Origin of the sequence: Amycolatopsis sp. A1MSW2902, from assembly GCF_017312175.1 — a bacterium.
In the GTDB taxonomy this organism is placed as follows: domain Bacteria; phylum Actinomycetota; class Actinomycetes; order Mycobacteriales; family Pseudonocardiaceae; genus Amycolatopsis; species Amycolatopsis nivea.
Window position 1 is genome coordinate 2,086,821 of sequence record NZ_QJPO01000001.1, and the last position, 15,594, is coordinate 2,102,414.

At 68.2% G+C, this 15,594-nt stretch carries 19 protein-coding genes, 1 tRNA gene and 1 pseudogene; 15 read left to right on the forward strand and 6 right to left on the reverse strand.

All coding sequences use genetic code 11. The features are described 5' to 3' along the window. Positions 1-22: 22 nt before the first annotated feature. On the reverse strand, positions 23-898 hold the full coding sequence (locus DMP23_RS09525; RefSeq protein ID WP_337820820.1) for an ATP-binding cassette domain-containing protein: 876 nt from the start codon (positions 896-898) through the stop codon (positions 23-25). Between the two features lie 121 nt (positions 899-1,019). Between DMP23_RS09525 and DMP23_RS09530 the strand changes: the two genes are divergently transcribed. From DMP23_RS09530 to DMP23_RS09570, 9 genes and pseudogenes are all read left to right on the forward strand, one after another. After that, positions 1,020-1,667, forward strand: coding sequence for a MerR family transcriptional regulator (locus DMP23_RS09530; RefSeq protein ID WP_337820821.1), 648 nt, complete (start codon positions 1,020-1,022; stop codon positions 1,665-1,667). Positions 1,668-1,815: 148 nt separating this feature from the next. Continuing rightward, a complete protein-coding gene (locus tag DMP23_RS09535) occupies positions 1,816-2,127 on the forward strand; it encodes a transposase (protein WP_337820822.1) in 312 nt (103 codons plus the stop codon). After that, positions 2,124-2,585, forward strand: a complete 462-nt coding sequence (locus tag DMP23_RS09540; protein WP_337820823.1) for an IS3 family transposase — start codon at positions 2,124-2,126, stop codon at positions 2,583-2,585. The genes DMP23_RS09535 and DMP23_RS09540 overlap by 4 nt, the downstream gene beginning before the upstream one ends. Further along, the gene (locus tag DMP23_RS09545; RefSeq protein ID WP_337820824.1) at positions 2,554-2,778 is read left to right on the forward strand and encodes a transposase; all 225 of its coding nucleotides are present in this window, start codon (positions 2,554-2,556) and stop codon (positions 2,776-2,778) included. The genes DMP23_RS09540 and DMP23_RS09545 overlap by 32 nt, the downstream gene beginning before the upstream one ends. Next, positions 2,775-3,401 carry an IS3 family transposase gene (locus DMP23_RS09550; protein WP_337820825.1) on the forward strand — a complete coding sequence of 209 codons (627 nt, stop codon included), beginning with the start codon at positions 2,775-2,777 and terminating at the stop codon, positions 3,399-3,401. The genes DMP23_RS09545 and DMP23_RS09550 overlap by 4 nt, the downstream gene beginning before the upstream one ends. Positions 3,402-3,412: 11 nt before the next feature. Beyond that, positions 3,413-3,652, forward strand: a complete 240-nt coding sequence (locus DMP23_RS09555) for an integrase core domain-containing protein (protein ID WP_337824379.1) — start codon at positions 3,413-3,415, stop codon at positions 3,650-3,652. 27 nt (positions 3,653-3,679) lie between these two features. Further along, positions 3,680-3,916 (forward strand): annotated as a pseudogene (locus DMP23_RS09560) (MerR family transcriptional regulator); the annotation flags it as partial. 1,558 nt (positions 3,917-5,474) lie between these two features. Next, positions 5,475-5,545 (forward strand) — tRNA-Met (locus DMP23_RS09565). A 192-nt stretch (positions 5,546-5,737) separates the two neighbouring features. Further along, positions 5,738-5,956, forward strand: coding sequence for a hypothetical protein (locus DMP23_RS09570; RefSeq protein ID WP_337820826.1), 219 nt, complete (start codon positions 5,738-5,740; stop codon positions 5,954-5,956). A gap of 122 nt (positions 5,957-6,078) precedes the next feature. On the opposite strand, the gene DMP23_RS09575 is transcribed toward DMP23_RS09570, so the two are convergent. After that, positions 6,079-7,332 carry a helix-turn-helix transcriptional regulator gene (locus DMP23_RS09575; protein ID WP_134734094.1) on the reverse strand — a complete coding sequence of 418 codons (1,254 nt, stop codon included), beginning with the start codon at positions 7,330-7,332 and terminating at the stop codon, positions 6,079-6,081. A gap of 148 nt (positions 7,333-7,480) precedes the next feature. Between DMP23_RS09575 and DMP23_RS09580 the strand changes: the two genes are divergently transcribed. Continuing rightward, the gene (locus DMP23_RS09580) at positions 7,481-8,566 is read left to right on the forward strand and encodes an S-(hydroxymethyl)mycothiol dehydrogenase (protein ID WP_037818441.1); all 1,086 of its coding nucleotides are present in this window, start codon (positions 7,481-7,483) and stop codon (positions 8,564-8,566) included. Then, entirely contained in the window at positions 8,563-9,192 is a 630-nt protein-coding gene (locus DMP23_RS09585) for an MBL fold metallo-hydrolase (RefSeq protein ID WP_037818440.1), read from the forward strand. Before DMP23_RS09580 ends, DMP23_RS09585 begins: the two co-directional genes overlap by 4 nt. Positions 9,193-9,238: 46 nt before the next feature. On the opposite strand, the gene DMP23_RS09590 is transcribed toward DMP23_RS09585, so the two are convergent. The 4 genes from DMP23_RS09590 to hxlA all read right to left on the reverse strand — a co-directional run bounded on the left by DMP23_RS09590 (position 9,239) and on the right by hxlA (position 12,089). Continuing rightward, positions 9,239-10,441: an NAD(P)/FAD-dependent oxidoreductase gene (locus DMP23_RS09590; protein WP_134667818.1), complete on the reverse strand. Its 1,203-nt coding sequence runs from the start codon at positions 10,439-10,441 to the stop codon at positions 9,239-9,241. A gap of 61 nt (positions 10,442-10,502) precedes the next feature. After that, the gene (locus DMP23_RS09595) at positions 10,503-11,117 is read right to left on the reverse strand and encodes a GPR1/FUN34/YaaH family transporter (RefSeq protein ID WP_134667817.1); all 615 of its coding nucleotides are present in this window, start codon (positions 11,115-11,117) and stop codon (positions 10,503-10,505) included. Positions 11,118-11,157: 40 nt separating this feature from the next. Continuing rightward, a complete protein-coding gene (locus DMP23_RS09600) occupies positions 11,158-11,427 on the reverse strand; it encodes a hypothetical protein (RefSeq protein ID WP_337820827.1) in 270 nt (89 codons plus the stop codon). 35 nt (positions 11,428-11,462) lie between these two features. Then, complete coding sequence (gene hxlA, locus DMP23_RS09605; RefSeq protein WP_051729834.1) at positions 11,463-12,089, reverse strand: 3-hexulose-6-phosphate synthase; 627 nt, start codon at positions 12,087-12,089, stop codon at positions 11,463-11,465. A gap of 536 nt (positions 12,090-12,625) precedes the next feature. On the opposite strand from hxlA, the gene pqqB reads away from it, so the two are divergent. Genes pqqB through pqqE form a run of 4 tightly spaced genes read left to right on the forward strand, consistent with a single transcriptional unit; the run spans position 12,626 to position 15,592 of the window. Further along, a complete protein-coding gene (pqqB, locus tag DMP23_RS09610) occupies positions 12,626-13,528 on the forward strand; it encodes a pyrroloquinoline quinone biosynthesis protein PqqB (protein ID WP_337820828.1) in 903 nt (300 codons plus the stop codon). Beyond that, positions 13,525-14,220 carry a pyrroloquinoline-quinone synthase PqqC gene (gene pqqC, locus DMP23_RS09615; protein WP_337820829.1) on the forward strand — a complete coding sequence of 232 codons (696 nt, stop codon included), beginning with the start codon at positions 13,525-13,527 and terminating at the stop codon, positions 14,218-14,220. The genes pqqB and pqqC overlap by 4 nt, the downstream gene beginning before the upstream one ends. Then, on the forward strand, positions 14,220-14,495 hold the full coding sequence (gene pqqD, locus DMP23_RS09620; RefSeq protein ID WP_037820723.1) for a pyrroloquinoline quinone biosynthesis peptide chaperone PqqD: 276 nt from the start codon (positions 14,220-14,222) through the stop codon (positions 14,493-14,495). The genes pqqC and pqqD overlap by 1 nt, the downstream gene beginning before the upstream one ends. After that, a complete protein-coding gene (gene pqqE / locus DMP23_RS09625; RefSeq protein ID WP_167756686.1) occupies positions 14,492-15,592 on the forward strand; it encodes a pyrroloquinoline quinone biosynthesis protein PqqE in 1,101 nt (366 codons plus the stop codon). Before pqqD ends, pqqE begins: the two co-directional genes overlap by 4 nt. Positions 15,593-15,594: the final 2 nt, after the last annotated feature.

The window sequence follows — 15,594 nt, forward strand, 5'->3', positions numbered from 1 at the left end:
GCCTTTCGTGCAAGGAACCGGGTCAGTCCTGGTTCGTGATGGTCCAGGCGTGGGCATACACGTACTGGTCGTAGAGCCGCGCGAAGCTGCCGCCTGTGCGGCGGAGGTCGTCGGGAGTGCCGGTCTCGACGACATGGCCGGCGTCGAGGGTGACCACGCGGGTGGCGGCGGCCAGGGTGGTCGGATGGTGTGCGATCACGACGACGATCCGTTCGGTGTCCTGACTGAGCGCGGTGACCGCGTCGGCGACGGCGGTGGCGTTCTCCGGGTCGAGTGCCGAGGCGGCCTCGTCGATGAGGACGATGCGGGCGTTCTTCAGGAACGCGCGTGCGATCGAGACTCGCTGTTGCTCGCCGCCGGAGAGCAACCTGCCGGCCTCGCCGGTGCGGTTTCCCCATCCCTGCGGAAGCCTGTCGATCACCTCGTCGAGCCGCGCGGCGCGAGCGGCAATGTCGAGGTCGTCCTGGTTGGCGTCCGGACGGGCAATCAGGACGTTCTGCCGGATCGTGCCAGCCCAGCGGCACCGAACCCAGCCGAGCCGCGACCGCAACTTGTGCAGCATCAGCGCGTCGGCGTTGTGCCCGATGTGCGCCGAGAGCCCGTCCAGCACCAGCCGGACGACGGCGCCGACCACGCCGATCACCACCCACGCCCAAACCGTGGACGCCCGATCATCCGGCCGGTGTGCGGTGAGCAGAGCCCGCGCGATCTCCCCGATCGCGACATACGGCGCCAACCTGGCGACCGCCGCCACCGATAGCACCGCGCAAACCACCATGTGGAGGTGGATGGGCTGGTGCATCCTCGCCAAGGCGTCGATCGGAAGCATCTCAGGGTCGCGTGCGGTGACTGCGGGGCGGGCATGGTCCGTCGTCGCGTCGGCATGCGTGGTCGTCATCAAGCGAGTCCTTCGTCGGCGGCAGCAATCCGTCCCGCAGCGACAGCAGACAGCGGAACCAGAGAAGTTAGGCTGCTCCTAAGCATGTGAGTTGAAGCCGTCTTCATGTCAATATGGACCCATGACCCAGCACTCGGTACCGATCGGAGCAGTCGCCGCGCTCTACGACCTCGCGCCCTCCACTCTGCGGTGGTGGGAGAGACAGGGAGTCATGGCCCCGCCTGGCCGAGCCACCGCGCGACGGCGCTACGACGAACTCGATCTGCGACGCGTCGGTATGGCCTATCTCTGCCACGTGCAGGGACGGATGCCCCTGGCCAGCGTCGCCGTCGTGACCTCCGAGAAGGCCAATTTCTCCGTCTGGCAACAGGTTATCAAGGACTGCATCAGCCACCTGGACAACGAAATCGAACAGATGGCGGCAGCGCGCAACTACCTGCGAAACCTGCTCAGTTGCACCGACGACGACCCAGCCTCATGCCCGATGCTGGACCCCGAGCTCAGGCGGAGCACGCCGCGAGGGCGCATCGCGGCGACGGACCTGATCGAAGCCGCCGATGCCGCGACACGGAGAACGGTTAGGCCAAGGAAGCGTGACGAAAAAATCCCGTCCACTCAAGGACGTGATGAAAATGCCGGAGTAGCGCGTGAATGCCGCGTGTGCGGGACCGAGGTGGAGCTCTCACCCCGCGGTCGCCTTCGCACCTACTGCTCCCGCGCCTGTCAACAGCACGCCTATCGTCAACGCCGACGTGGGGACAACGTCTAGATGTGATGTCTCGACCGCGTCTGTTAGAGCCTGTCTTTGAACCTGATGGCGGATATGGGTCGGGCCTCTGCTAGTGATCTGGGGATGCCCCGTTTTGGCGGACACCTGAGATCAGGGGGCGTGTGCCTCCGGAAGGATGTCCCTCATCATGGACGCCATGGGCAAGAAGAAGCCTCGGCCTCGTCGTTCGTTCACGCGGGAGTTCAAGGCCGAGATCGTGGAGCTGTGCCAGCGCGGCGAGCGTTCGGTGGGGCAGGTCGCGAAGGACTTCGACCTGACCGAGACCGCAGTCCGGCAGTGGGTCACCCAGGCCGAGCTGGACGCGGGAACCCGCACCGACGGGCTGACCAGCGACGAACGAAACGAGCTGGCCCGGTTGCGGCGGGAGAACCGCCGCCTCTCGGAGGACGTGGAGATCCTCAACCGAGCGACAGCTTTCTTCGCGAAGGAGATCCGGTGAACGTGTACCCGTTCATCGAGGCGGAGAACGCTGCCGACGGTGGCAACGTCAAGCGCGCGTGCACCCTGTTGAAGGTCTCCCGAGCCGCCTACTACGCCCACCGCGCCGCCGGACCGTCTGCCCGCGCACGGCAGGATGCGGAACTGACCGAGGTGATCGCCGCGATCCACGACGAGTCGAACGGCACCTACGGAACGCCCCGGCTGCACGCCGAACTGCGCCACCGCGGGCACCGGCACTCCCGCAAGCGCATCGCCCGGCTCCTGCGCGCCGCCGACCGCGCCGGACGAGCTCCGAAACGGTGGCGCACCACCACCGTCCCCGACCCGGCCGCGCACACTCCGGCTGGGGAAGGATGTTGTTGTGTCTGGTTTGTCGAGGTATCCGGAGGAGTTCCGGCGGGACGCGGTGGCGTTGGCGCGGTCGGTGTCTCGTCCGTTGGCGCGGGTGGCTCGTGAGCTGGGGGTGAATCACGAGACGCTGCGGACGTGGGTGCGGGCGGCCGACCGCGCCGACCGGGCGGCCGCGACCGGGGGCGACGCGGGAGAGCGGGAGCTGCGCGCGTTGCGCAAACGGGTGGCGGAGCTGGAGAAGGAAAAGGAGATCCTGCGCAAAGCGGCCGCCTATTTCGCGCAGGAGATGGATCGTTGACCCGCAGCTACCGGTTCATCTCCGCCCACCGCGCCGCCTACGGCGTTGCCCGGCTGTGCCGCGTCCTCGGGGTCCGCCGCCCGGGGTTCTACGAATGGCTCGCCGCCGCCCCGGCCCGCGAACAACGGGCCGCGGCCGAGGATCGGCTGGCCGGGGAGATCGCCGGGATCCACGCCGCCCACCAGGGTGCTTACGGCAGCCCGCGGGTCACCGCCGAGCTGCGCCGCCGCGGCGAACCGGTGAACCACAAGAAAGTCGAGCGGGTCATGCGCGAGCGCGGCATCACGGGGATCGCCCGGCGACGGCGGCATTCGCTGACCAGGCCGGACAAGACCGCGGCCGCGCCGGATCTGATCGGCCGCGACTTCACTGCCCACGCGCCCGGGCAGCGGCTGGTCGGGGACATCACCTACCTGCCCACCGAGGAAGGCTGGCTCTACCTGGCCACCGTGCTCGACCTGCACACCCGCGAAATCGTCGGCCACGCCCTCGCCCCGCACATGCGCGCCGGCCTGGTCTGCGACGCGATCACGCTCGCCGCGGACCGCGGCCTGACCGCACCGGACGCGGTGTTCCGCTCCGACCGCGGCACCCAGCTTCCACCGAGTTCCGCGCCGCCCTGACCGCGCTCGGCATCCGCCCGTCGATGGGCAGGACCGCGTCCTGCTACGACAACGCCGCCGCCGAATCCTTCTTCGCCACCCTCAAAACCGAGATCGGCGCCCGCTCCTGGACCACCCGCGGCCAAGCCAGGCAAGCGGTTTTCGCCTACCTCGCCTACTACAACCACCACCGCCTGCACTCCACCCTCGACTACCGAACACCCCACGAAACCCGCCTGAACTACCATCACCACCACGCCCACGCGGCATAAAACCCGGTGTCCGGCCCCGGGGGAAACCTCAATATGGGCGTTCCCCTCGCGCCCGTACGCGTCATGGTGGACCACTTGCGGGGCCGTGATCTCACCGAACTCACCGGCATCACCTTGTTCACCGATGGCACCACCATCTACGAGTGCACGTCCCCGGAGGAGATCGTCGATCTCCTCCAAGGTGGCCAAGGTGTCTTCGGGATCGCGGTCGGCGGTGCTCTCGCGACGGTCACCGGCGTCATCGATGAGTTCCCGGCAGAACGGGTGGGCTCCGAGGACTACTCCGAGAACATTGACTACCGGGCTCGGCGTGTGCCTCTCCACTGCCCGGCTACCTGTTCCGGCCCGACGCCGCGGGCTAATCCGTCCTCCAGCGGTTCGTGCCTCGCAGCGAGCACGTACCGAAGCCACCGTGATCGTCGCGCGCCTCGGACGACCGCCGGATGTCCGACGGTTGTCACGCGTCACGCAGCATCCGGCAATCGGTACGTGCTCGCGTCTGCTCGGTGGCTCGAGGCTGGGCGGTTGTCGAATCGCTGCCGCTCCTGCGAGCCAGCCCAGACGATGCGGGACGCTCGATCCTGCAGACGGCCTCGCCAGCGGCTGTGACCAAGACCCTTCACCTTGCGTCGGAGTACAACGGCGCAACCTGGGCAGGGGGTTGGCTGTCTCAGATGCCGAAGTGGTTCTGGGGCTGCTTGAATTGTCCGGCTGGAGTGACTACGAGAACCAGGCTATCGCTGCAGATATCGCGCGCCCACCTGCAGCTCTTCGTCGAGTACCTACATCGAGCAGCGGCGTACGGACGGAGTCTTCCTGCGGAGACGGGCCTCGCAGAAGTGCTCGAACACGAGGCTCGAATGATGGCTGATTGGCTCGTCGGTGTCGCTCGGCCGAGTCCACGGGACGACGCTGCGTTCGGCGTGGCGAGTCTTGTTCTGGGTGAGCGGATGCCCTATGCGTTGGCAGCGCACATCACCGATGCCGTCGGTGCGCTGGATGGGGCAACGCTGCTCGGAATGGCGACTGGGTTGGGTGGTGGCCGGATTTGGCCACTGCACCACCCGGGTTTGGCCAGGGCCGTGCTCGAACGTGCGGCCACTCTTGGGACGGATGTTGCTTCGACGATGGCAGGCCACTTCGCCGCCGCAATGGCCGTGCGTAGTTTGAGTTGGGCAGCCAGCACCTCAGAATAACTTGAACGCGCCAAAACCCTCGCCGCTCAGCGGATAGAGAAAGAAGAAAACGAGCTTCTCCGGAACAGTTTTACCTTAGCTTTGCGGCATCTGGAGGAGCAAGCCAGCGATTTGCGGAGTCTTGACCAAGCGGACGACGAGGATGATGAGCCGTAGCGTTTGCCGTCAAATACCGAACGTGACCTGTTATTTCTCCCGCTCCCGCGGTTCGACCCGTCGTCATCCCGCCGGGCTCCGGCATTGGCTAAACAGAAAAACGTGAGCGCTGGTCGGGTGCAGAGTCATATGTTGGTGCCGAACGGTGCGGTCGAGTTTTCTGTCGTGAGTTTTCCGTGGTTGTCGAGCGGCGATTGCGGGCCTGTTGGCAACGGCGCGGGAACCGGCTGTGGCATCGCGGCTCATGGCGGCGATCGCGTGGACGAGCGCTGCGCTCAGTCCGGGCGGCAGCACGCCGGTCGACGACCCGTGCGGGAATGGCTCGCGCTAGGCAGCAACTCGCTCCATGCGTCGTCGATGCGGCCTCTTAGCGGGGTCATGTGGACGATGGCCGTGATCCCCGATTTGGGGGATATCGCCAAACCCAAGGGATTTTAGTCCCAATGCTCGCCGCTGACCTGCGTTTTCGCAGGTCAGCACACCGTTCGGCCCAGGAGGACTCATAATCCCTTGGCCGTCGGTTCGAGCCCGACCCGGCCCACTCTGCCTCCCTTTATATAGGGTTTGACCTGCGGAAACAGGAACGAGCTCCAATGCACGACTGATTCCCTGACCGCTGTTGAGGCGCCCGTCGGGGTGCTCGGATGACATCCGGGAGCTCGTCCCGGACTGGAGAACGCATCTGAGGGCGAAGAACGGCGCCGACTCCGCGATTGACGCCTACCTCGACAGCGTGCCCATGCGGGTCAACTGCCTCGACGACGAAGACATCGCAATGGTGGCTCCCGAGATTGGGCGCCGGGAGCTGGACTGGTATTTCGGACATCTCCGCCAACCGCCGAATTGCCGCACCGGCGACGTGGGAGAGATCGTCTGGTTATCGCCGTTCCGCGAAATGGTGGTGCCGCACGTTCCGGACAATCCGCTGGCGGGTCGTGGGTTTCTGAACTGAATTCGCCGCCGGGTGCCGAAAAAAGAATAGATTTGCGGAGCCGCCTGCGAGCAGGGCTGTGGTGTGGCCGGGGCGCAGAACTTTCACGAGTGGCTGACGGTCTTGCGGCAACGAGGACGCGTTCACGCGATCCCGGCGTTCAGCGCCAGAACCGCGGCCTCCCCTCGCGAGCCGATCTCCAGTTTCTTCAAGACATTCGCCACGTGGAACTTCACAGTGCTCTCCGTGATGTCGAGCCGTTCGGCGATTGCCTTGTTCCGCAGTCCTTGTGCAAGGTGCCGCAGGACTTCCAGCTCGCGGCGGTTGAGTCGCGAGAGGCCGGTGGTTTCCGTGCTGTCCCGCGCGAGGGAGCGGGGGAGGACGATCGAGACCCGGCTTCCCCAGCCTGACACCGCGTCGACCTCGACGGCGCCGCCGAGTGCCTTCGCGCGTCCGTCGAGCTGGAGGTGCAGCGCATCGACGTCGAGGCGTCCGGACTCGTGGTCGCGGATGTCCAGCCGCAGCGAAGAGTCGTCGCAGGACCACGCGACGCGCAGCCGGGTCAACGTCGGCTGGGCGGTGAACGCCAGGACCGCTGTGCAGGTCATGGCTCGCGCGGCGGGTGCGAGTTCTCCGTACAGCGGACGCGTGTCGGGCCGCGGCTCCACGAACTCCAATTCGGCGTCGTGGTGGCGCAGAACCTGCCGTACTTCCCGGCGCAGCCGGGCGAAGGCGGTGTGCACTGGCTCTTCGGACAGCGCGAGATCGGTTTTGTGGGCCGACCGCAGGGCCACCAGTGCGGCAGAGGCGGCGTCGGTGGCGGCGGCTCGGGCGCCCTCGGCGTCCAGCTTGGCCGACCGCAGCGCGTTCAGGACCGTGACGAGCGTTCTTTCCTGTGTCGCAGCCATTTCGACGATCGTGCGCGCGCGTTCGCTCGACGCCGCACGGGACTCGGTGAGGTAATCCGGGCTCGCTTGCGTGACTTGCTGCCGGATGGACGTCGCGACGATCCCGAAAAGTTCGGCGAGCAGCACCGGGTGCGGCACCGGCTTCCGCGCCGTCCGGGGGATCAGCACCAGCAGGGTGCCGACGGGGTCGTGCACGGACCACACCGGCCGCGCCGTGCCGCCGAGCTGCGCGGTCGTCCTCGTCGCGGAGCCGGGCCGCACGGCTGCCTTCAGCGCCTCGAGCTCGGGGATCGTGATCTTGCCCGTCGTCTCCGGGTCGCCGGCGACTTTGCGGGGCCTGCCGGTGCACTCCCGGGTGAAGATCACGAGCGCGCGGTGCGGCCAGGTCTCGGCGAGGTAGCGGGAGAACCGCCCGGCGATGTCGTGCAGCGGGCCGTCGACGACGTCGCGCAGCCCCGGCAGGTCGGCGGCGGCGGAGTCGGCGGGCATCCGGCTCAGGGTAACCTCCCGGGCGCCTGGCCGGAAGACCAGGAATTCCTCGCCGGACGACGGGGTCGCGGCGGCTCGGCGCGGCACTACCGTCGGAGCGGTATGCGCTCTGGCGCATGGCTTGTCGCTCGGCACGAAGGAAGAAAGAATGCCACAGCAGGTACGCGGGGTGATCGCCCGTTCGCAGGGAAGTCCGGTGGAGCTGGCGGACATCGTGATCCCGGATCCGGGACCGGGCGAGGTCGTCGTCGCGGTGGCGGCCTGCGGGGTCTGCCATACCGACCTGACCTATCGCGAAGGCGGGATCAACGACGAGTTCCCGTTCCTCCTCGGGCACGAGGCGGCGGGCACGGTGGAAAGCGTCGGCGCCGGGGTCGACTCCGTGCGGCCGGGCGATTTCGTCGTCCTGAACTGGCGCGCGGTCTGCGGTCAGTGCCGGGCCTGCAAGCGCGGCCGCCCGCAGTATTGCTTCGACACGTTCAACGCGGCCCAGCGGATGACGCTCGCCGACGGCACCGAGCTGACCCCCGCGCTGGGCATCGGCGCGTTCGCCGACAAGACGCTCGTGCACGCCGGACAGTGCACCAAGGTCGACTCGTCGGCGGACCCGGCGGTGGCGGGTCTGCTGGGCTGCGGCGTGATGGCGGGCCTCGGCGCCGCGGTGAACACCGGCGCGGTCGGCCGCGGCGACTCGGTCGCGGTGATCGGCTGCGGGGGAGTCGGGGACGCGGCGATCGCGGGGGCCCGGCTCGCGGGAGCGACCACGATCATCGCGGTGGACCGGGACGAGCGGAAGCTCGAATGGGCCCGCGACCTCGGTGCCACGCACGTCGTCAACGCGTCGGAAACCGACACGGTCGCGGCGGTGCGGGAACTCACCGGCGGATTCGGCGCGGACGTCGTCATCGACGCGGTCGGCCGCCCGGAGACGTGGCGGCAAGCGTTCTACGCCCGCGACCTCGCCGGCACGGTCGTGCTGGTCGGCGTGCCCACGCCGGACCTGCGGCTGGAGATGCCGCTGATCGACTTCTTCTCCCGCGGCGGGGCGCTGAAGTCGTCCTGGTACGGCGACTGCCTGCCGGAGCGGGACTTCCCGATGCTGATCGATCTGCACCGGCAGGGCCGGCTCCCGCTCGAGAAGTTCGTCTCCGAACGCATCGGGCTCGCCGACGTCGAGAAGGCGTTCCACGCGATGCACGCCGGCGACGTGCTGCGCTCGGTGGTGGTCTGGTGAGCGGGCCGCGCATCGAGCGTGTCGTCACCTCGGGGGTTTTCGAGCTCGACGGCGGAAGCTGGGAGGTGGACAACAACATCTGGCTGATCGGCGACGACGAAGAGGTCGTGATCGTGGACGCCGCTCACGACGAGAAGGCGATCACCGACGCGGTCGACGGCCGGAACGTCGTCGCCGTGGTGTGCACGCACGGGCACAATGACCACGTCACCGTCGCACCGGCGCTCGCCGCGAACCTCCACGCGCCGGTGCTGCTGCACCCCGGCGACCAGGAGCTGTGGGAGATGACTCACCCGGACGAGAAGTTCTGGCCGGTGCGGGACGGGGAACGGATCGCGGTCGCGGGCACGGAGCTGCGGGTCGTCCACACTCCGGGGCATTCGCCCGGCTCGGTGTGCCTGTACTTGCCCGAGGCAGGTGCGTTGTTCTCGGGCGACACCTTGTTCTCCGGCGGTCCGGGGGCCACCGGACGGTCCTTTTCGGACTTCCCGACGATCGTCTCGTCGATCCGGGACAGGCTGCTCGAACTTCCCGCCGCCACGAAGGTGCACACCGGACACGGCGACGCCACCACGATCGGCGACGAGGCGCCGCACTTGTCGGAATGGATCGCCCGCGGGCACTGAGGACAGCGGAAGGCCGGGCCGGTGAAGGCGCGGCCTTCCGCTGTCCTCAGGGGGCCGCGAGGCGGTCGAGCGGTGTCCCGGGGTCGGCGAGGCGGTCCGGGTCGATCGGGCGGCGGGAGCGGATGAGCGCTTTGACCGGCTCAGTGACTTCCCAGATGTTGACGTTCATCCCGGCGACGACCCGGTTGTCCTTGAGCCAGAAGGCGATGAACTCGAGGCCGGGCACGTCGCCGCGGAAGACGACGCGGTCGTAGCCGTCGATCGTGCCGAGGAACTCCATGCCCAGGTCGTATTGGTCGGTGTAGAAGTACGGCAGTTCGTCGTAGACGTCGTTCTTGCCGAGCATGCCCGCGGCGGCGACCGCGGGCTGGTTGAGCGCGTTCGCCCAGTGCTCGACGCGCACGTGGCGGCCCAGGTGCGGATGGTAGGCGTTGGCGACGTCCCCGGCGGCGAAAATGTCCGGGTCGCTGGTGCGCAGGCTCGCGTCCACCAGCACGCCGTTGCCGGCTCGCAGCCCGCAGGCGCGCGCGATGCCGGTGTTGGGCTGAGCGCCGATCCCGGCGACGACCGCGTCGGCCTCGAGGACGGTGCCGTCGGCGAGCTTGACGCGCTTGCCTCGCTCGACCCGGTCGACCTGGACGCCGAGGTGCAGATCGACACCGTGCCGCAGGTGCGATTCGGCGAAGACCGCGGCGACTTCGGGGCCGAGCGCGAGCAGCAGCGGCTGGGGGAGAGCTTCCACAACGGTCACGTCGAGCCCTGCGCGGCGGGCGGCGGCCGCGGTCTCCAGCCCGATCCAGCCGGCGCCGAGCACGACCAGGCTGCTCGCGGTCGTGAACAAACCCTTGAGCCAATCGGAATCTTCGAGGCGGCGCAGGTAGCGGACCCCGTTGGCGCCGGGGAGCGTGCGTGCGCTGGCACCGGTGGCCAGAAGCAGTTTCGCGTAGTCGAGGCCGGTGCCGTCGGAAAGCCGCACCTGGTGCGCCGCCCGGTCGATGCCGGTCGCGCGGACTCCGGGGCGCAGTTCGATGCGCTGTTCGGCGTACCAGGTCGCGTCGTGGACGTACAGGCTGTCGCGGGAGACGTTGCCCGCCAGATAGTCTTTCGACAGCGCCGGCCGTTCGTAGGGCAGATGCTCCTCGTCTCCGACCAGGACTATCCGGCCGTCGAACCCCTTGTCCCGTAACGCTTCCGCCCCTTTTGCCCCAGCCAGTCCGGCTCCGATGACGACGAAGGTCGGCGAGGTCACAGATCAACTCCTTTGCGGTACACGCGAAAACGGGGCGGCCGGGCGGCCGCCCCGTCCCGGGTCAGCTCAGTACTGGCCGGCCCAGCGGCAGCGAGCGGCCGCCCGTCGCCGCGGACATCGCGCCGAGGAAGAGGTACACCCCGACCGCGGTGAACGCGAAGACGACATATCCGCCCACGGTGGTGAGGCTCGCGGAGCCGTTCACGGTGCCGAACAGCACGAGTGCGAGCGCGAGGTCGATCAGCGCGAAGAGAAGGGTGAACGCGGCGGGCAGGCGCAGGCTGGCCAGTGTCAGCAGGACGATCATGACCAGCCAGGCGGTCAGGAACAGCCCCTGGGTGGACACCGCGGCGTCGGCGGGGATGCCGAACCAGTTGTGGGTCAGGCCGAGCACCAGCACCGCGTAGCTGAGCCAGAATCCGGCGAAGATGCCGAACACGGAGGCTACGGCGCTCTGGCCCTGCGCGGCGGCCCATACCGCGGCGACAAGCTGGCCGAGGCCGGTGGCGGGCAGGATGATCGCGATCGAGGCCCCGACGGCGCCGGCCGGGACGTAGCCGGTCAGCACCAGGCCGAGCGCGGTGGCGCCGACGATGAAGGTCGGCACGCCGATCAGAGCGGGATCGCCCTCGGGAATGGTGCGTGCGGGCGCTTCGGTGGCTTCGGCAGTCGTCATCGTGTACTCCTCGTTGAGTTGCGAATGATCCGCGGACGGGTTACCGGGTCGTGGGCCACAGGCGGGAAAGCTCCGGATGGTCGTCGTCGATCAGCCGGTTCGCCAGTGCGATCGCTTCTTTCGGGTCGATCTGGTCGAACGCGGGCTCGCCTTGGGCGAGCGCCTCGAAGACGGTCGCGAGTTCGCCCGCCGCCTCCGGGGACAAGCTGGTGTCCCGCCGGCATTCCACGTAGCGCAGCCGCAGCACTCCGGCGGCCTGCAGCAGCAACGAGCCGTAAGTGCTGCCCGCGGCGGGGTTCTGGACTTCCACGCCGACTCCCTTCTGTTCCGATCGGGCGGGTGTGGTCAGGCGGTGAGGCGGCGGAGTTCGCGGGCCGCGGCGGCGGGATCGGGCGCGTTGTAGATCCCGCCCCCGACCACCGCCACCGCCGCGCCCGCCTCCTTCACCAACCCGATCGTCGCGGCCTTCACCCCGCCCGCGATCGAGAACGCCACCCCCGCCTCCCGCCCGTCGGCCAGCAACGCCTCGATCGAATACCCCGGACGCGCCTGCTCGTCCAAACCCGCGTGGATCTCCACGAACGACACCCCCAGCTTCGCCACCTCCCGGATCCGCGCCACCCGGCCCTCGGTCACCGAAATCATGTCCGCCACCACCTCCTTCCCGTACTTGCGACCCGCCGCCACCGCACCCCGCACCGTGTCGTCGTCCGCCGCCCCCATCACCGTCACCAGATCCGCCCCCGCCTCGAACGCCAGCGTCGCCTCCAGCTCCCCCGCGTCCGCCGTCTTCAAATCCGCGAACACCAGCTTGTCCGGATGCGCCGCCTTCACCGCCGTCACCGCCGAAATCCCCGCCGACTTCACCAACGGCGTCCCCAGCTCCAAAATATCCACCTCCCCCGCCACCTGACGCGCCAACGCCAACGCCGAACCCACATCCAGCACATCCAACGCAACCTGCAACCGCACAACAAACTCCTCACGGTAGAAAAGGAAAACGCGACAGGCCACCAACCATCACCCCGCCGCCGGCGCCCGGCAATGCTTCGCCGCATGAGGAAAAACAATCCCCCGATAGGCACAATCAATAACCGTGGGCCGCCGAGGCGCGGCGGTCCGGGCCTTCGCGACCCGGCAGACCTCGGCCGGCCGGTGCGGGGAGCGTCGGCGATCTGCAGGTCACGCCCGCTTCCCGGCTTTCGCCGGCGCTCGTGCGCACGGCTTCCCGCTCGTCTCGGCGCGGCCGCCGTTCGTCCGTGATTCGGCTCCGGTCGTGCTCGAGCGGTTGCCAGGCCCCGATGCGAGCGAAGAAGCTCTCCGGAGAATAGCCGAGTTCAGGGCGACGATACCGGATAATCGCGCCGGCGGAGCCCTCGGCGGGCAACGGCGCCTGTTTGTCCTGCCGTTGTCGCCGGTCGACCGTGCGGGAGGACCTTATGAGGCGCGAATTGCCGGATTCCATTGTGGCCGAAGTGCCTTCCGTGCCTCGTGGCCGGCGTTGACGAATGTTGATTCATTGCCTCGGGGCCGCCGCGGGCGGCGGCTATCCGCAGTGGAATTGCGCCTGCGCCGGGTGCGGCAAGGCCCGCGCGAAGCCGGAGCACGCGACGGCGCACGCCGGGATAGCGGTTTCCGGCGACGGCGAGCGGTGGTTCCTGTTCAACGCGACTCCCGACGCCCTCCACCAGATCGCGGCGGATCCCGTGCTGCATCCCGGTCCGGGCATCCGGGAGACGCCGGTCGCCGGGGTCGTGCTGACCGACGCGGAATTCGACCACACCATCGGCCTGCTGATGCTGCGCGAGGAATCGTCGCTGACGGTGCACGGGACCTTTCCCGTGCTGGAGGCGTTGAACCTCTGGTTCCCGGTGCGGCAGCTGCTGAGCGACTACGCCGACATCTCCTGGTCCGAGGTCCGGGCGGGCGAGCCGGTCGATCTGGACGACCGGGTGCGCGCGACCCCCTTCCTGACCGGTTCCAAGGCTCCCCGCTACGTGGGGAATTCCCAGCTCCGCGAACAGCCGGCGGAATGGGAGGTCGGCTATCGCCTGGAAGACAAGCTGACCGGCGGGATCGCGGTCTACGCGCCGACGGTGCCGCGATGGGACGAGAAGTTCGAGCAGCAGGTGGCGTCGGCCGACTGCGTGTTCGTGGACGGGACGTTCTGGACGGACGACGAAATGTCCAAGACCGGCGCGGGAAACCGGACCGGCCGGTCGATGGGGCACCTGCCGGTCAGCGGGGACGGCGGATCGGCTCGCGCGCTCGCCGCGCTGCCCGCGAAGCGAAAGATCTACACGCACATCAACAACACGAATCCGATTCTCGACGAAGAGTCCCCGGAACGGCGCTGGGTGACGGACTTGGGCATCGAAATCGGCCGAGCCGGCTTGGAGGTGGAAGTATGAGCGTCAGGTCTGCCGAGGAGTTCGAAGCGTACCTGCGGTCCATCGGAGAGAAGCGGTACCACCATCTGCACCCGTTCAACGAGCGGATGCACGCGGGCGAGCTGTCCGAGGCGGAATTTCGCGGATGGGTGCGGAACCGCTTCTACTATCAGATGAATCTCCCGAAGAAGGACGCGTTCATCCTGACCAAGCTCCCTGGCCGGGACGACCGGCGCAGGTGGATCACGCGGATCACCGACCACGACGGCCGCACCGGCGACGAAGGCGGCCTCGAAAAGTGGGTCCGCTTGGGGAAAGCAGTCGGCTTGAGCCGGGAAGAACTGTACGACGTGGACACCGTTCTGCCCGGCGTGCGGTTCGCGGTCGACGCGTACGTCGACTTCTGCCGCCAGAAGCCGTGGCTGGAGGCGGTCGCGTCGGCTCTGACGGAACTGTTCGCGCCGGACCTGCTCAGCAGGCGCATCACCGATGTTCAGCGCCATTACCCCTGGATCGCGGCGGAGGGCCTGGACTACTTCCGGGCGCGGCTCACTCAGCAGCCCAAGGACATCGCGCACCTGCTCGAATTGGTGGTCGAAAACGCGAAGACCGAGCAGCAGCAGGAAGCGTGCGGCCGAGCGCTGGAGTTCAAGTGCGACGTGCTCTGGAGCCTGCTGGACGCCGTGGAACTCGCCTACCGCAAGAGTTCGTGATGAACGAGCCGGAACTGACCGCCGTGCCGAAGCTGGCGACGAAGGCGATGCTCAAGCACGACAACGTCCGGGACGTCGAATTGCTCCTGTTGCCCGAACGCGTGGTCCTGCTGAACAAATCCGGGGCGGCGATACTGGGACTGTGCGACGGCAGCCGGACCGTGCGGCAAGTGGTCGACCAGCTCGAACGCGACTTCCAGGCAGCCGATCTCGCGAACGACGTGATGAAATTCCTGCACGACGCGCGAGGCCGGGGCTGGGTGGTGGTCGCATGACCGGCCTGCCGCAGCCCTACGGCCTGCTCGCCGAGGTCACGCATCAGTGTCCGCTGCATTGCGTCTACTGCTCGAACCCGCTGAAGCTGCTCGACCGGCAGGACGAGCTGGCCACCGAGGACTGGGTGCGGGTGATCCGCGAGGCCGCCGGGCTCGGTGTCGTGCAGGTGCACTTTTCCGGCGGCGAACCGCTGGTGCGCGGCGATCTGGAGACGCTGGTCGCCGAATGCCGCGGCCTCGGGCTGTACACGAACCTGATCACCAGCGGTCTAGGGCTGACAGAGAGCCGGGCGGAATCTCTGGTCGCGGCCGGCCTCAACAGCGCCCAGCTGAGCATTCAGGGCGACGCCGCCGAGTCGACGAACCTGGTCGCGGCCAGCAAGCGGTTCGACAAGAAGGAGGCCGCCGCGCGCATCATCCGCGACGCCGGCCTGCCGTTGAACATGAACGTGGTGCTGCACCGGCTGAACCTCGAACGGCTCGACGCGATCATCGACGTCTGCGCGGAATGGGGAGCCGAGCGGCTGGAACTCGCCAACAGCCAGTACTACGGCTGGGCGCTCCGCAACCGCGAGCGGCTGATGCCGAGCAAGGCCCAGCTGGACGACGCGGTCGCCGTGTACGAGCGCCGGAAGGCCGAACTGGGGGAGCGGATGGAACTTCTCTGGATTCTCCCGGACTACTACGAGCCCTACCCGAAGCCGTGCATGGGCGGATGGGCGCAGAACGCGCTGACCGTCGCACCGGACGGCACCGTGTACCCGTGTCCGGTGGCCGCCGAGATCACCACGATGGCCTTCTCCTCGGTCCGCGACCACGACCTGGAGTGGATCTGGACGAAATCCGAGGCGTTCCAGGCCTTCCGGGGAACGGCGTGGATGCCGGATCCGTGTCAGAGCTGTCCGCGCAAGGAGATCGACTTCGGCGGCTGCCGTTGCCAGGCGTTCGCGTTGACCGGCGACGCGGCGCGCACCGATCCGGTGTGCCAGCACTCGCCGGACCATCACCTGGTCCAGGATGCTCTGGTCCGCGCCAACCACAGCGACGGCGAAGCGGCGGACCTGGTTTACCGGCGTCCCGCCGTGCGGAGGCACTGACG

What these genes read in the sequence shown, in the direction of transcription:
- pqqE (WP_167756686.1), top strand. Translation starts at nt 14,492, where the DNA reads ATGACCGGCCTGCCGCAGCCCTACGGCCTGCTCGCCGAGGTCACGCAT.
- DMP23_RS09530 (WP_337820821.1), top strand. Translation starts at nt 1,020, where the DNA reads ATGACCCAGCACTCGGTACCGATCGGAGCAGTCGCCGCGCTCTACGAC.
- DMP23_RS09535 (WP_337820822.1), top strand. Translation starts at nt 1,816, where the DNA reads ATGGACGCCATGGGCAAGAAGAAGCCTCGGCCTCGTCGTTCGTTCACG.
- pqqC (WP_337820829.1), top strand. Translation starts at nt 13,525, where the DNA reads ATGAGCGTCAGGTCTGCCGAGGAGTTCGAAGCGTACCTGCGGTCCATC.
- pqqB (WP_337820828.1), top strand. Translation starts at nt 12,626, where the DNA reads ATGTTGATTCATTGCCTCGGGGCCGCCGCGGGCGGCGGCTATCCGCAG.
- DMP23_RS09575 (WP_134734094.1), bottom strand. Translation starts at nt 7,332, where the DNA reads ATGCCCGCCGACTCCGCCGCCGCCGACCTGCCGGGGCTGCGCGACGTC.
- DMP23_RS09580 (WP_037818441.1), top strand. Translation starts at nt 7,481, where the DNA reads ATGCCACAGCAGGTACGCGGGGTGATCGCCCGTTCGCAGGGAAGTCCG.
- DMP23_RS09525 (WP_337820820.1), bottom strand. Translation starts at nt 898, where the DNA reads ATGACGACCACGCATGCCGACGCGACGACGGACCATGCCCGCCCCGCA.
- pqqD (WP_037820723.1), top strand. Translation starts at nt 14,220, where the DNA reads ATGAACGAGCCGGAACTGACCGCCGTGCCGAAGCTGGCGACGAAGGCG.
- DMP23_RS09595 (WP_134667817.1), bottom strand. Translation starts at nt 11,117, where the DNA reads ATGACGACTGCCGAAGCCACCGAAGCGCCCGCACGCACCATTCCCGAG.